The organism is Pseudomonas sp. GW822-FHT02E03 (genome assembly GCF_058802325.1).
This window is the reverse complement of record NZ_JBXAOA010000002.1, coordinates 212116-226197: the sequence shown is the minus strand read 5'-3', so window position 1 is coordinate 226197 and position 14082 is coordinate 212116. Positions and strand designations below refer to the sequence as shown.

13 protein-coding genes are annotated in these 14082 nt (G+C 55.6%); 9 read left to right on the top strand and 4 right to left on the bottom strand.

Annotated elements, in window-relative coordinates:
* Positions 1 to 930 carry a type VI secretion system-associated lipoprotein TagQ gene (gene tagQ, locus AC1RQB_RS02900; protein ID WP_008073462.1) on the top strand — a complete coding sequence of 310 codons (930 nt, stop codon included), beginning with the start codon at positions 1 to 3 and terminating at the stop codon, positions 928 to 930.
* A gap of 130 nt (positions 931 to 1060) precedes the next feature.
* Here the strand turns inward: tagQ and AC1RQB_RS02895 are convergent, their stop codons facing one another.
* From AC1RQB_RS02895 to AC1RQB_RS02880, 4 genes are read right to left on the bottom strand one after another with little or no spacing between them, the layout of a single operon-like run.
* Positions 1061 to 3397, bottom strand: a complete 2337-nt coding sequence (locus AC1RQB_RS02895) for a lipase family protein (RefSeq protein WP_063342099.1) — start codon at positions 3395 to 3397, stop codon at positions 1061 to 1063.
* Entirely contained in the window at positions 3394 to 4185 is a 792-nt protein-coding gene (locus AC1RQB_RS02890) for a hypothetical protein (protein ID WP_063342100.1), read from the bottom strand. The genes AC1RQB_RS02895 and AC1RQB_RS02890 overlap by 4 nt, the downstream gene beginning before the upstream one ends.
* The gene (locus AC1RQB_RS02885; protein WP_063342101.1) at positions 4182 to 5030 is read right to left on the bottom strand and encodes a DUF4123 domain-containing protein; all 849 of its coding nucleotides are present in this window, start codon (positions 5028 to 5030) and stop codon (positions 4182 to 4184) included. The genes AC1RQB_RS02890 and AC1RQB_RS02885 overlap by 4 nt, the downstream gene beginning before the upstream one ends.
* A complete protein-coding gene (locus tag AC1RQB_RS02880) occupies positions 5027 to 7054 on the bottom strand; it encodes a type VI secretion system Vgr family protein (RefSeq protein WP_063342102.1) in 2028 nt (675 codons plus the stop codon). Before AC1RQB_RS02880 ends, AC1RQB_RS02885 begins: the two co-directional genes overlap by 4 nt.
* Before the next feature lie 726 nt (positions 7055 to 7780).
* On the opposite strand from AC1RQB_RS02880, the gene tssA reads away from it, so the two are divergent.
* Genes tssA through AC1RQB_RS02840 form a run of 8 tightly spaced genes read left to right on the top strand, consistent with a single transcriptional unit; the run spans position 7781 to position 14075 of the window.
* Positions 7781 to 9337: a type VI secretion system protein TssA gene (gene tssA, locus AC1RQB_RS02875; RefSeq protein ID WP_063342103.1), complete on the top strand. Its 1557-nt coding sequence runs from the start codon at positions 7781 to 7783 to the stop codon at positions 9335 to 9337.
* A gap of 32 nt (positions 9338 to 9369) precedes the next feature.
* Positions 9370 to 9873: a type VI secretion system contractile sheath small subunit gene (gene tssB / locus AC1RQB_RS02870; RefSeq protein WP_007894548.1), complete on the top strand. Its 504-nt coding sequence runs from the start codon at positions 9370 to 9372 to the stop codon at positions 9871 to 9873.
* Positions 9874 to 9901: 28 nt separating this feature from the next.
* Positions 9902 to 11377, top strand: a complete 1476-nt coding sequence (tssC, locus tag AC1RQB_RS02865) for a type VI secretion system contractile sheath large subunit (protein ID WP_007894551.1) — start codon at positions 9902 to 9904, stop codon at positions 11375 to 11377.
* Positions 11378 to 11391: 14 nt separating this feature from the next.
* Complete coding sequence (gene tssE, locus AC1RQB_RS02860) at positions 11392 to 11799, top strand: type VI secretion system baseplate subunit TssE (RefSeq protein WP_007894554.1); 408 nt, start codon at positions 11392 to 11394, stop codon at positions 11797 to 11799.
* Between the two features lie 10 nt (positions 11800 to 11809).
* Positions 11810 to 12313 (top strand): PAAR domain-containing protein, encoded by a 504-nt coding sequence (locus tag AC1RQB_RS02855; RefSeq protein WP_063342104.1) that lies wholly within the window; start codon positions 11810 to 11812, stop codon positions 12311 to 12313.
* 5 nt (positions 12314 to 12318) lie between these two features.
* Positions 12319 to 13182: a hypothetical protein gene (locus AC1RQB_RS02850; protein ID WP_063342105.1), complete on the top strand. Its 864-nt coding sequence runs from the start codon at positions 12319 to 12321 to the stop codon at positions 13180 to 13182.
* Positions 13183 to 13572: a hypothetical protein gene (locus AC1RQB_RS02845; RefSeq protein ID WP_063342106.1), complete on the top strand. Its 390-nt coding sequence runs from the start codon at positions 13183 to 13185 to the stop codon at positions 13570 to 13572.
* A 50-nt stretch (positions 13573 to 13622) separates the two neighbouring features.
* Positions 13623 to 14075 (top strand): hypothetical protein, encoded by a 453-nt coding sequence (locus AC1RQB_RS02840; protein ID WP_241824468.1) that lies wholly within the window; start codon positions 13623 to 13625, stop codon positions 14073 to 14075.
* Positions 14076 to 14082: the final 7 nt, after the last annotated feature.

The window sequence follows — 14082 nt, the reverse complement described above, 5'->3', positions numbered from 1 at the left end:
ATGCTTTCCTCCCGTAAACCTTTTGCTTCGCTTTCCAAGCGTCACTTGCTGCTGATGGCCGTTGGCTTCAGCACCGTACTGACCGGTTGCGCCACGTCGCCGACCTCCAAGGTCGCCTCAAGCACCAAGGTCGAGTACTACCCGAACTGCTACGAGCCGGTGCAGCACCTGCGTGCCACCGATTCGAACATGACCAAGTCGGTCGTCACCGGCGCGGCTGTCGGCGCTGTCGGCGGTGCACTGCTGGGCGCCCTGGTCGATTCCGAGAACCGTGGCCGCAACGCCGCCATCGGTGCAGCGGGCGGTGCCCTGGCGGGCGGCGCGGCCGGTTACTACACCGAGCGCCAGAAGCAGATCGCCGATGACAACCAGCGCATCGCGTCCTACGCCTCCGACGTCAACAAAAGCGCCGCGGACATCGATCGCAGCACCGCATACGCCAAGACTTCGCAGCAGTGCTACCAGAACGCGTTCACCAAACTGGTCGCCGACCGCAAGGCCAAAACCGTCAACGACACCGAAGGCCGCAAGCGCCTGGCAGAAATCGTCGCAGGCCTCAAAGAGTCCAACGATCTGATCGTTGCAGTGAACGGTAAAGCCAGCGAAGACCTGAACAACTACACTCAGGCCTACGAAAAAGACCTGCAGCAAGTCGGTGTACAGCGCACTGACGTGGTCACCGTGGCAACCGCCGACACCACGCCAGTCGTGGCACCGACCAAGAGCAAAAAAGCGGTGAAACCGGCGAAAAAACCGGTGCTGCCAACCGTGCCGAAAGAAGCGGTCACCACCGAGAAAACCCTGCAGACCGCACAAGCCAAACAGGCTGAAAGCAAACAGGTCGCCAGCGCAGGCAACACTCAAGTCAACAGCATGTGCAAAAACCCGGACCTGGGCGATTGGGCACCGGTACCTTGCCCGAATGCTTGATTGAGTTTTTGTAGGTTTTCGATCATTCCCACGCTCTGCGTGGGAGTGATCTGTACTGGCTACACCTTGGCGCTATGCGCCGCCATCTCCTGCACTGGCAAATGATCCAGCGCTCGTTTCACCAGTAAAGCTACACAATCGAATCAATATCCAGATGAAATGGCGAGCCTACGGCATGCCCTCCGGTCATTGCCGCAATGGCCGCGTCGTGGTCTTCGGCCACTGGTGGAATCATCGCCAACTGTTCCTGAACGATATTTTCCGGATGAGCATTCCACCGAAGCAGACTCTCCTGCACCCACTCGGGCTGGGCGGCGTAGCTGCCATAAACATCAGCGTCGATGACTGTCCGCTTGTGCAGCGCTAGCAGACGGGCCTTGGTTTGGCCGATCTGTTCGACTTCTTTTTCAAGATCCCTTATCGCTTGGGCATCTCGCTGGGGATTGGCATGAGCACGGGAGAGTTTTTCGATTTTCGCTTTGAGTGCGCTCAATTGACCTGAAACGTTTGTCAGGGTGTCGCTGACCCATTCGAATTCGCGCAAAGTCACCAGTGAGCGTCTTTTTTCCAGCGCTTCCTTCCAACGGCGCAGGCTGGCCCAGCAGCCGGGGATGTAGCTGCCGACCATCGAGTGATGGCCGTTATCTATCACCTGTCGCAGAAATGAGTCGCGCTTGGGCAAGCCATCAAACTGCCGCAGCGCTTCGGCGCAACCATGATCGTTGATCGTGCTGCAACCCGGTTCCCAAAGGATGGAGGACCTGTGACCTTCGCCAAATTCCACCGGCATGAAGTGACGCAACTGGCCGTGATGCCCATAGGGGTCACCCGTGAAGTTGATGATCCCGCCTACAAAAAACGCCAAACCACCCACCGGGTGAAGGGCAAGTACCGCCCCATGGGTGGCGTACATCGGAACGCGGTTGGACGGCGTGTTCATCCAGGTAGAAGGAACGCTCGGTACCGGGTCGTTGTGGAAAACGATGCGGTGGTGGTTCAGTGGTTTTGCAGCTTCGATAAAGGTTGAGTCGGCGGCGCGGGGGGCGCCGTAGGTGTAAAGCACGATTTCCGGTTGATACCGTTTATTGCGTCGCAGCATTTCAGCCAGTAACAGCGCTACCGCACCGCCGAGACTGTGTCCGCAGATCACCAGCTTTTGCCCGCTGTAGAACTTTTCCAAATACTTCACGGCAAACGTGTAGGCCACTTTCGCTGCCCGATAAAAACCGTTGTGCACTTTGCCATCCCCTTCCTCGAAGGGTACTTGGTGTGCATCCGCATCAAGCCAGGCGTCAGGTCCTTTCTCACTGGTTCCCCTGACACTGATCAATATCAACTCGTCGTGATGGGTGATGAAAGCCTGTGTGTCCGAGCTTTCCATGAGTTCGCGATCATCAAGAAAGTGCAGCTTGGCCGGGTGTTCCTGCTCATCACCCAACTCTGGATTGTTGACTTCGGGGTAGAGCAACGGGTCGAACGGCACCACTTCCAGCCGTTTCGAGTAAGGCACCTCTTCATACAGCGGGTAGTACTTCTTCGTCTGCGAGGGATCGACTTTCCACAACTCATCAAATTGCGGCAGGGCATGACCGAACCAGTTGCCACTGCTGGGCCGCAGTGGAAATGTCACGCTATCCGATTTGACGGGCTGGGTATTCGGGTCTTGACCAAAGTCGGTGTAACTCAACGTCGACATCAGTGCCAGTTGATAGAGGTTTAGTGCGCAAAACTCGTTGCCAGTCGACAACATCGGTCGCAGCGCTCTCATCGGACGGACTTCCAGCACATGATGTTTGTTCGGCAGTAAGGCGATGCCTTTTGGCTTGGGCGGCGGCGGGGCGAACCCCAGTTCGGACATGCCCATGTCTGCTGGGGTCATGACAGCGCCCATTCCACCACCCGGGGCCTCTTTATTCCGAAGTGTCAAAGCCCTGGTTTTAGCGGGTTGGCGGAACAGCGTGTGTAACACCGTGTTGGGTGGGGTGCTGCGTGAGGCCAAGGGCGGCAAATGCGCAACGTGCTTGACCAGTTCGCTCACTTCAACCTGGTAATAGGCATCCGGGTCTGCGAGGTTCTTCGCTGGATTTGCCAGAGTGCGTACGCCTGATTTGTCGACAAAGCGGGTTTTTTCGGCGCGTACTTGTAGTTCGGTGATGGGGAGCGGGTAGTTCGGTCTTCCACGTAAAAACGAGTATGTTTTTTCACTCCCTTGATATGGCTGATTCAGCTTGAGCAATACCGGGCCACAGAAGTGGTTGTCTACCTTTCCGGCCCCAGTTGCATCGAGCTTTCCGGTGTAAACGGCATCCTCGTAATCAGTAACCTCGTAGGGCAAACCGGCATAAGGCTTGCCATCACCGAACTCGTCCACTAATTGAAAGCTCGTCGAATGACCTCGCAGTGGGCAAGCGTGGATATTGCCCCCCATAAATGGCACATCACTTACCGCTAAAGATTCAATACTCATGGGGTTTGTTCCTTGTTTTCCGTGCATCCCGGGTAAATGGTGCAAGTCCGTTCATCCACCAACTTGAAGGAGCTGAAATCCTCGTGATTACCGAAGCAAAACGCGTATTGGTCTTCGAAGTTGTCGCCCATGCAGCGTTTCCATCCACCGGGCACTTTCACCCAAGTATCACCAATCGCAGGTAGTTCTTCCTTGGCCAACTTGATCTTCAGCCTCACGGTTTTGCCAGGTAGCTGGTCCAGCGTGTATGCCGTGAAAGGACGACTTCGTGCGACATTTCCCTGTTCATCCATTTTTTTGCAGGTAAGCAGTTTTATCAGGTAGCGCTTGGGGCCGACTGTGCGAAAAGCCCACTGGCATTCACCAAAAAACTCACCTACGCCGTCAGTGTTGAAAGTGCCCATTTGTCGCTCTAACAACTCTGGACGCACGGCAATTGCGGCATAGTCAGTGCTTCTATCACTTCGTTCCGGGCCAAAAATGCCCGTCACCTCGACCTCCACACGGTTCAACGCCAACGGGCAGCCACTCACGGTTCTATAAAGCGGGATCTCGGAAGTCGCTTCGTATTCCATGTAGACCTTGTTGAATCCAAGCTGAGTACCTTTCCCGCCCGGCACGGTGCACGTTTGCCCTTGGGCGGGCACGTAGCTGGCTGTCAGTTCGTACTTGAAGTCAGGCGGAAAATCGGGAGCGAAGGTGAAGCTGTCCGACTTACCGAGCGCGGAGCAACCCAAGGTCAAGGAGAAGCAACCGCCGAGGATCAGTCTTTGAAGTAACCCCCTCATACCGGCGCATCGCGTTGCCAATAAAGCACTTGCTCATATACGCGCTCAAAATGCGCCGCCGAGTCCTCTTCCGGCTTCGGTTGCCATGTCTTGGGCGGCAGGTAACCCGGCGCCTTCAAGCACTGAGTCAACAAAAAATGCACCTGCTCGGGTTGCTGCCAATTCCATAAATGGGCCAGTTGAATCACGCCCCACAACCAGTCATCCACGTCCCGCTCTGCGGCGAGCCGAGCCAGGGCCTCGGTGTGCTCACGGACCAAGTAGCGGCGCGTGTTATCGAACTGCACGTTCGCGTAGACAATTTCCGGTGTCGGGGTTTTCAACCAGGCCGGGTCGGGTGGCAGCGGATGTGCGCCGGGGTCCGGGTTGTCAGTGACCGTCCATTGCCCCGCGTGCCAGTAACAGACGCTGGCGATCGGCCCCAGATAATCGGCGTACTGCTCGGGTTGCAGATGACTCAGGGCGCGCCCCAGTACGCGATTATCGTGGAAGCGATACAGCGCCTGATTCGGGCGCTCGCCGACTACCAGCCGGTCGCGCCAATGAGTGACCAAGGCATCCAGGTCCGTGAGGTTGGCACTGGCCAGCCAACCCCAATGACGCTCCGGCGTATCGAGCAGTGCCTGGATGAGCGGATGTTTGACGGTGCCAATATGGAAAAGAAAAGGGCCTGCTGGCGCCATTGAGTTGGCTGCCGTACCCACATACAAATTGCGGTACTGATCGGCTCCCAGTTCCTTGGCCAACGCCATGCGCTCGTCGAGCTGACCGTCCGAGTCGAGCATCAGATAGAGATCCAGCCCGGATCGCGATTGCTCGTGTAGCCATTGTTCGAGTGCATTCATGCGACTTCTCCAATGCTGCATTGGCCAGCGAGACAAGCCTCGCAAAGCGGGCAGTAGTCCGCCGCCTGCTGGCGGGCGGCGGTGACGATAGACAGTGGGCTGGCGATGACGGGATTCGGATTGCTGGTCACAGCCTGAAGCGCCTGTAGTGGCGCAATACCCGCCAGTGGCGCACCGCCCTCGACAATGGCCACGCTGCTGAAAATCCCGCCGGCGTTGATGACGATGTGGTGACCACCCGCCTTGAGCGTCAGGCTCATGCCGGCATCGATCACCACGTGAGTGGCGGTGACATGCGTCTGTTGCCCGGCCTGAATCACCAGCGACCCCGTGGATGTCGTGCTGCTATTGCCGCTGATAGTGATCAGTTCATCACCGCCGATCACCGTGCTGCGCACACCTTGGGTGGTGTGGAATTCCTCGCCCTTGATCAGGCTGGTGCTGTTGTTGTCCACCTGCTCGAAACGGTCGTTGCTGATCAGGCTGCGGCTGTCGTTGAGGATCAGTTGCTCGATGTCGCGTTGGGCGCGCAGGTAGATTTTTTCCTGCCCGGTGCGGTCTTCAATCGACAGTTCGTTGTAGCCGCCATTGCGCGGCGAGCTTTGGCTGCGCAGAACCGTTCTGGTCTTGTTCTCGGGCAACTGATGAGCGACGGACGTGACCTTGTTGACCACGCAACCGGTGATCAATGGTTGATCCGGATCGCCCTCCTGAAATGTCACGACCACTTCCATGCCGACGCGCGGGATGGCCACCGCCCCAAAACCTTCGCCCGCCAAACTGGATGCAACCCTTAACCAGCAACTGCTTTTTTCGCTGTTGAGTTCTGCCCGATCCCAAGGAAACTCGACACGAACCCTGCCGTACTCATCGCAAAAGATTTCCTCTCCGGGCGGCCCAGTGACACGCGCGGTCTGACAGACCAGCACAGGTTTTCGCGCGGGCATCGGTGGTCGATAAAACACGTCCCAGGGAATCGCACTGAAGCGGTTGCGGTAGCCCTGGGTAAAACCATCCTCAGGTTTGGCCTCGCTGGTAACTGACTCTTCAAGCACCTGGGGTTGTTTTCCAGCGTGAGTGACACTGAGCAACAGCCATAGATCGTTGTAGGTTTTGCGTGGGTGTTGCGTCAGGCTGAAAAAATGACCGCTGCGCAGGGTCGGCTGGTCGCTTTCGCCTTCGGCCAATTGGTAATCGGTACGGTGCCGTTCCAGCGCCTGCCGGGCGAGCTGTTTGCCGCGTTTGTCGCTCTCGAAAAACAGCGGGTAGCGATAGTCTTCAAGCTCAGGAGTGAACTCGGCTGTGAAGCGACTTTCCAGCAACAGACTCGGGCGTTTCAGGTCGTAGTGTCGGCGGGTGGTCGTGCTGGGGCGGGTACTGAAGCGCAGGGAGAACTGGCTGACCACCGAATGCTCCGCCACCAGGCCGGAGTCTAGCTGATAAGGGGTTTCGCCCAGCTTGGGGAAGAAGGTCTGGTCGTCGGTGAACAGCAACACATGGCCTTCCCGGGAATGTCGATGGTGCCACGCGATGCCATCTTCGGCACACAGCCGCTGGACGAACTCGAAATCATTTTCCCCGTATTGAGTGCAGTACTCGCGCTCCTGATTCGTTCCGATGTTGAAGGTGAACGCATCGGCCTGAATGCCATGCCCCTCAAGGACCTGAGCGATGATTTGCGGCACCGTCAGGTACTGGAAAATCCGTTGGTTGTGACTGAACTGCAAGTAGTACAGCGCGGGCACCAGGGTCAGGTGATAACGGGTCAGGCGTTTACCGGATTCACCGACGAGAGCATCTTCGATACGGCCATGAATGCCTTCGCCATTGAGACCGAACTGGAGAAACGCCGGTTGGCTGAGCAAGCTTTCCAGGTCGAAGTCAGGGTATTCGCTAACCAGCTCGATCTGGATCGAATACAAGGTGCTGATGGCTTCAGTGCCTCCAAAGGCCAGCACTTTGAAATCGTTGCGAACCGTTGGGATCAACAACGTGAAATGAGCAGCATTGGCCGGGGCGAACATGCGCTTATCCTTTTGCTTTCCGTGGCTCGTCCTTGAGCCGAAAGAGGAGACAAATCGCGGTGCCCAAGCCATGCCCGGCGTGAGCAAACGCAAGCTGTCCAGCACGCTAACAAGAGAGCAAAAGAATGAATGTCGGACTCGTCCAGAAAGTACGTCAGAGTTTTCCGCATTTCAGAATGTTGCGGCAGCAATGCGTGAATGGCTTTCGATACTTTTTTAAGAAGTTTGAGACGAACTGAGTACGTATTTGTAGAAAGATGGGTGAAATATGCAGTGCCATCATTATGATGGCGCTCCATATTGCTTATTGTCAGTTATCACTATGTCCATGGATGACTGTAACTTTTAGGAAAGCTCCTACATTTTTTATGTTTTATTTTTGTCATGCTGGGTTCCGTTTCAGGGCGTGAATGTCCGGTGATTATTGGCGGGGTTGATGAGCCGCTCTGGCTCAATGGTTGCGGGGGTGATGCGTCGAGGGAGGGGAGGTCAAAACCGGCATCAGGGGATCCCCTGTCCCCTATAGGGTGATCTCCTACAGCAACAAAAAAGACGCAGTTTTATTGTTTAATCGGGTGCTTGCAAATAGCCATCATTGTGATTAGGATGCGCGCCTTGAAAGAGCGCGAACTCAATTGGATGAGACTCCTCGCAGCTCTTTGATACTGTCCGGCGCCATTTCAACTCCAATGGCCGCGTGACTGTAATTCTAATTAAAGGTCACGGATGTCCTACTCAAGCAAACTTTCCGCTCATTACCTTGAACTCGCAAAATCCTCTGTTTCAAAAGAGAATTTCGCGGGCGAGGATGTTCGCTTTTCGAGCGAATATGAGGCGTTGGAAAGTGAGCTGGGTAAAGCCTCGTCCATGCACGAAAGCGGTCAGATCGACTGGCTGAAAATCCGCGAAAACAGTGAAAACCTGCTGCGCACGCAATCCAAGGATTTGCGTGTCGGCGCCTGGTTGACCTGGGCGCTGTACCAGCGCGAATCCTTCCCGGGGTTGCTGGCCGGCCTCGGTTTGCTGCACCACCTCTGTGAAAATCACTGGGCCGAAATCCACCCGAACAAGGCCCGCACCCGCGCCGCAGCCATCAGCTGGTTGGTGCCGCGTCTTGAGCAGGTGCTGAACGAAAACGTCGCGATCAAAGAGCAGTTGCCGCTGTTCCGCCGTCTGGTCGAGCATCTGGAAGGGCTCGACGCCGCATGCACCGAGCATTTGGGCGACGACGCGCCGTTGCTGCTGCCGATTTCCCGTCGCTTGAAAAACATGGTCCAGCGCGCCGCCGACAATCAGCCGGAGCCCGGTGTGGTGGGTGCCGCGGTGGCCCAGGTCAAGCAGGCCGCGACCCAGCTGTTCACCCCCGGCGCACCGATCGACAACGAAAAAGAAGCCCACAAGGCCCTGCGTGCCCAGCAGGAAAACGCCCGTCCGTTGTGTGCCTGGTGGCTCAAGCAGAAAGCCACCGACCTGCGTGCCCTGCGCCTCAATCGCACATTGCTGTGGCTGCCGATCGACGCGGTGCCCGAGCGTAACGCCGAGCAGATCACTGTTCTGCGCGGGCTGCCGGCGGACAAACTCAAGGCCTATCAGGACCGCTACGACCAAGGGAAATACGCTGATCTGCTGGTAGAGCTGGAGGCGAGCCTGGCGAAGGCGCCGTTCTGGTTCGATGGCCAGCGAATAGTCTGGGAATGCCTTCAGGGGCTGAACGCCGAGATGGCGATGCGCGAAGTGGAAATCCACTTCGCGCTTTTGGTTCAGCGCCTGCCCGGCATCATCGAATTGCGTTTCCATGACGGCGCGCCGTTCGCCGATCCGGCCACCCGCGCCTGGATCGGCGCCCACGTCATGCCGCACCTGCAAAGCGCCAGTGCGCCTCGCAAAGTCGAGGTCGCCGATACCCAGCCAGCCTGGGAGTTGGCCCTGGAAGAAGTCTTGCCGATTCTGCGCAAGGACGGTCTCAAGGCCGCCGTGCAGGTCCTCAAGCAAGGCCTGCAAAGTGCCCACGGCGGACGGGTTCGATTCTTCTGGCAGTTCGCCCTCGCGCGGCTGTGCTTCATGGCCAAGAAGTACGAACTGGCCAAGACCCAACTCGAAACCCTCGATCAAACATTACAGGACTCAGGCCTGCACGCCTGGGAGCCCGATCTTGCGCTGGAAGTGCTGCATTTGCTGCATAGCTGCTGCGAGTTGTTACCGCAGAACCATGCAGTGCGTGAACGCAAGGAAGAGATTTATCGCAGGCTGTGCCACCTCGATCTCGAAGTGGTACTCGAATAGGCCCCCGGGCCACAACCGCAAGGAGAAAAGCCATGGCCAAAGAAGGCTCGGTAGCCCCCAAGGAACGCATTAACGTCACCTTCAAACCCGCCACCGGCGGTGCTCAGGAAGAGATTGAACTGCCGCTGAAACTACTGGCAATCGGTGACTACACCCACCGCAAGGACGAACGCAAAATCGAAGATCGCAAGCCGATCAGCATCGACAAGATGACCTTCGACGAAGTGCTGGCCAAGCAGGAGCTGAGCCTGACACTGAGCGTACCGAACCGTCTTCAGGAAGAAAGCGACACTGAAGAACTGGCCGTGAAACTGCGCGTCAACTCGATGAAGGACTTCAACCCGGCCTCGCTGGTCGAGCAAGTGCCCGAGCTGAAAAAACTGATGGAACTGCGCGACGCGCTGGTGGCCCTCAAAGGCCCGTTGGGTAACGCGCCTGCGTTCCGCAAAGCCATCGAAGGCGTTCTCGCCGACGACGAATCCCGCGGTCGCGTACTGGGTGAGCTGGGCCTGAACGCCGCAGCCCAGGACGCCTGAGTCTCTATCAGCCAAGGAAGCCAACACCATGAGTTCGAGTGCAGCGCAGCAAAAAAGTAACGAGAATGGCGAATACAGCATTCTCGACAGCATCATCGCCGAAACCCGCCTGACGCCGGACGACGAAGCCTACGACATCGCCAAACGCGGTGTGTCGGCGTTCATCGAAGAGCTGCTCAAGCCGCAGAACAACGGTGAGCCGGTCAAGAAGGCCATGGTCGATCGCATGATCGCCGAGATCGACGCCAAGCTCAGCCGTCAGATGGATGAAATCCTCCACCACCCGGACTTCCAGTCCCTGGAATCGTCGTGGCGTGGCCTGCAGTTGCTGGTCGACCGCACCAACTTCCGCGAAAACATCAAGATCGAAATCCTCAACGTCTCCAAGGACGACCTGCTGGACGACTTCGAAGATTCGCCGGAAGTGATGCAGTCGGGCCTGTACAAGCACATCTACACCGCTGAATACGGCCAGTTCGGTGGTCAGCCGGTGGGCGCGATCATCGCCAACTACTACATGTCCCCAAGCTCGCCGGACGTGAAACTGATGCAGTACGTGTCCAGCGTTGCCTGCATGTCCCACGCGCCGTTCATTGCTGCCGCTGGCCCGAAATTCTTCGGCCTGGAAAGCTTCACCGGCCTGCCGGACCTGAAAGATCTGAAAGATCACTTCGAAGGCCCGCAATTCGCCAAATGGCAGAGCTTCCGCCAGTCGGAAGACTCCCGTTACGTTGGCCTGACCGTGCCGCGTTTCCTGCTGCGTAACCCGTACGACCCGGAAGAAAACCCGGTCAAATCGTTCGTGTACAAAGAAACCGTCGCCAACAGCCACGAGCACTACCTGTGGGGCAACACGGCCTACGCGTTCGGCACCAAGCTGACCGACAGCTTCGCCAAGTTCCGCTGGTGCCCGAACATCATCGGCCCGCAGAGCGGTGGCGCGGTTGAAGACCTGCCGTTGCACCACTTCGAAAGCATGGGCGAAATCGAAACCAAGATTCCTACCGAAGTATTGGTTAGCGACCGTCGTGAATACGAACTGGCCGAGGAAGGCTTCATCTCCCTGACCATGCGCAAAGGCTCCGACAACGCGGCGTTCTTCTCCGCAAGCTCGGTGCAGAAGCCGAAGTTCTTCGGCATCAGCGCAGAAGGCAAGGCCGCAGAGCTGAACTACAAGCTCGGCACCCAACTGCCGTACATGATGATCGTCAACCGCCTGGCTCACTACTTGAAAGTGCTGCAGCGCGAGCAACTCGGTTCGTGGAAAGAACGTACCGACCTCGAGCTGGAACTCAACAAGTGGATCCGCCAGTACGTGGCCGACCAGGAAAACCCGAGCGCCGAAGTCCGTGGCCGTCGTCCACTGCGCGCCGCCCAGATCATCGTCAGCGATGTTGAAGGCGAGCCGGGCTGGTACCGCGTCAGCCTGAACGTGCGCCCGCACTTCAAGTACATGGGTGCCGATTTCACCCTGTCGCTGGTTGGCAAGCTGGACAAAGAGTAAGCGGAGCCTGACTCATGACTGGATACGGCAGCCTTTTCGAACGCCTGGGTGGCGACGCAGACAAACGCGTCGGCTGGAGCCGCGAGGTCTCCGCCATGGCGTCCGTGGCTGCCCATCTGGCCAAGATGCTCAGCACCCGTGCGGGCAGCGTGCAAACGCTGTCCGATTACGGGCTACCCGATCTCAATGACATGCGCCTGAGCCTGCACGACTCCCTGAGTCAGGCCCGTTTGGCCATCGAAAATTTCATCGAAGCCTACGAGCCACGCCTGAGCAATGTGCGTGTCATCTCCCTGCCGCGTGACAACGATCAGCTTCGCCTGTCCTTCAGCATCGAAGGCCTGCTGGAAGTTGATGGTTTCAAGCGTCAGGTCAGTTTCGCCGCGCGCCTGGATGGCAGCGGTCAAGTAAAGGTCAATTAAGGAGACTCCGATGTCCGGCAAACCCGCAGCACGTGTATCCGACCCCACCGCTTGCCCGCTCCCCGGCCACGGCACCAACCCGATCGCCGCCGGTTCCGGCGACGTGTTCTTCGACGGCCTCGCGGCCGCCCGCCAAGGCGATTCCTCAGCGTGTGGTGGTGCGATGTCGGGCGGGTTGGCGACGACGGTTTTGATCAATGGGAAACCGGCGGCCACCGTCGACTCAGTCGGCACTCATGGCAACAAGGTAACGGCTGGATCCGGGACGGTGATTATCGGGAATTCGCATTCGCCGGCGCCGTTTGTACCTCCGTTGCCTGTGATTATTCCCGAAATATTCAATCGTGTTTTTGAATTTAAAACTTCTGATGGAAAAGCGGTGAGCGGATTGAACTACACCATTCGTTCCCAGAGTGGGATAGAAAAAATCGGCTCAACATCGTCAGGTATATCAGGTTCCTTTTCGACCGGCAAAGTAGCTGAGCCTGTCACGATTTTGATTTCGGCGGAATAAAAAACGTGGAGACTATTGTTGTTGTAGACGGTGTTCCCTACACCTTTTTGACCTCTGAAGGGAGTACGGCTCTAAAGGTTGAAGCAGAAACAACCGAGAGTAAAGATGTAAAGCCAAAGTCGGTGCCGCTTCCAAGTATCTGGCTAATTACTCGTACAAACGGTACGCCGTTGTTTGGGTTGAAGCCTGATTCTGAGGATAAAAGTTTTCGAATCATGACTGCGGAAAAACTATACGCGGAAAAGTATCAATGGTTTGAGCCGCTGGCAGATAATTATAGAAAGCTTATTTGGGTGAATGAGGAGTCCACGCAAGCAGGTTCTGAAGCATATGTCGCGTATAAGCATTTCGAATGGCAGGGGATTATTGATTACGCCAATGTTGACAGGCCATCAATTGCTTATGCCAAGCAATCATATGCTGATTGGAAGGTGAGATCTGCTGGCGGTGATGGCTACTTGATGGTGTTGGTCAAAGATAAGCCTTATTGGACTGATGGAATAGGACAGATTCCTTTCGCTGTAGACACGTATCGACTCTATCTAGAGCGGTATCAAGATATTGATACCGCAATCAAGGAAACGATCGTGACTGGTATTCAGTTTGGTGACGGTATGCCAATCGGGGCTAAAGTCGATGAAAAAAATGAATATGATAATTTCATTATTTTAAGAGCAGCGTTGTGGGCTTCCGAAAACTTCAAGCTTATCGTAGAACATCACGCAGCGAGCCCTATTCGAAGTACCGAAAAAGAAATGAATCCTGTCAGCATTCCTTACGTGCCGACATCTAATGTCAGGCTGGAGAACCCAATTTTGCAGGGCGAACTGGATAAATATGGAATTTGGAATAAGCAGGTTGGCGAATAAATGAATAGTCGAATAGTCATAGGGTTCCTGATTCATTTTCTGGCATGTGCACTTTACATTGTCATGAATAATTATGCGGTGCCAATCTACAAAGAGATGGTGGGCGGGTTGACGTCTCGTGGTGTCGCTATCGGGATGGGGATGTATGTGATTTTTTACTTTTTTGTTTTTTGTAATTTCATTATTGTTTTTGTTAAGAGGATGCCAGTCAAAATTGGTATAGCCGTGTTTATGGTCTTGGCTATTTTGTATTACATGCTTCCACAATACCCTGTTCGAGGTATGGCATATGGTGCTCTGTCGGGAAGTTTGACTTTTATTGCAATTGTCATGTCCAGTCTGCTGGTGAGGGTTTGGGCGAAATTTTTCCAAAAACGTGAATCGCTGTGAGCAAGGTAGTGATATAGGTACAAAAAAGCGCTTAATTAATGGAGCTTGATGTGAATTCCAATCCGACACCGATGAGTTGCGCCGTTTCTAATAGTGCCCAGGTCGCGAAAATAACTTTCGGGGCTATTGCTTATTTATTGGTGATTGTTTTGTACGTGTTTGTTCATGATCTTGGAGTTTCTTTTTATAAAGAGCGAATGGGCGGTTTCACGGCGAGGGGCGTTGCTATTGGGATAACTGCTGAGCTGATGTTTGGATTTTTTATATTCATCAATGTAGTTGTTTTCGTGCTGCCTAGAATGGCTTTGAAATTTGCAACGATAGTGCTGATGGTCGCGATCGTACTTTTCTATTTTCTTCCTGAGAATCCAGTTCGTGCGATGGCATACAGCATGCTGACAGGAGGTATGAGTGTCATCGCGTTATTCACACGCTCACTAGTTCATCGACTGATTATCCGACGCTGGCTTCGTGCCAGTTCGGTAACTTCACTAAATTCATGATCAGGCA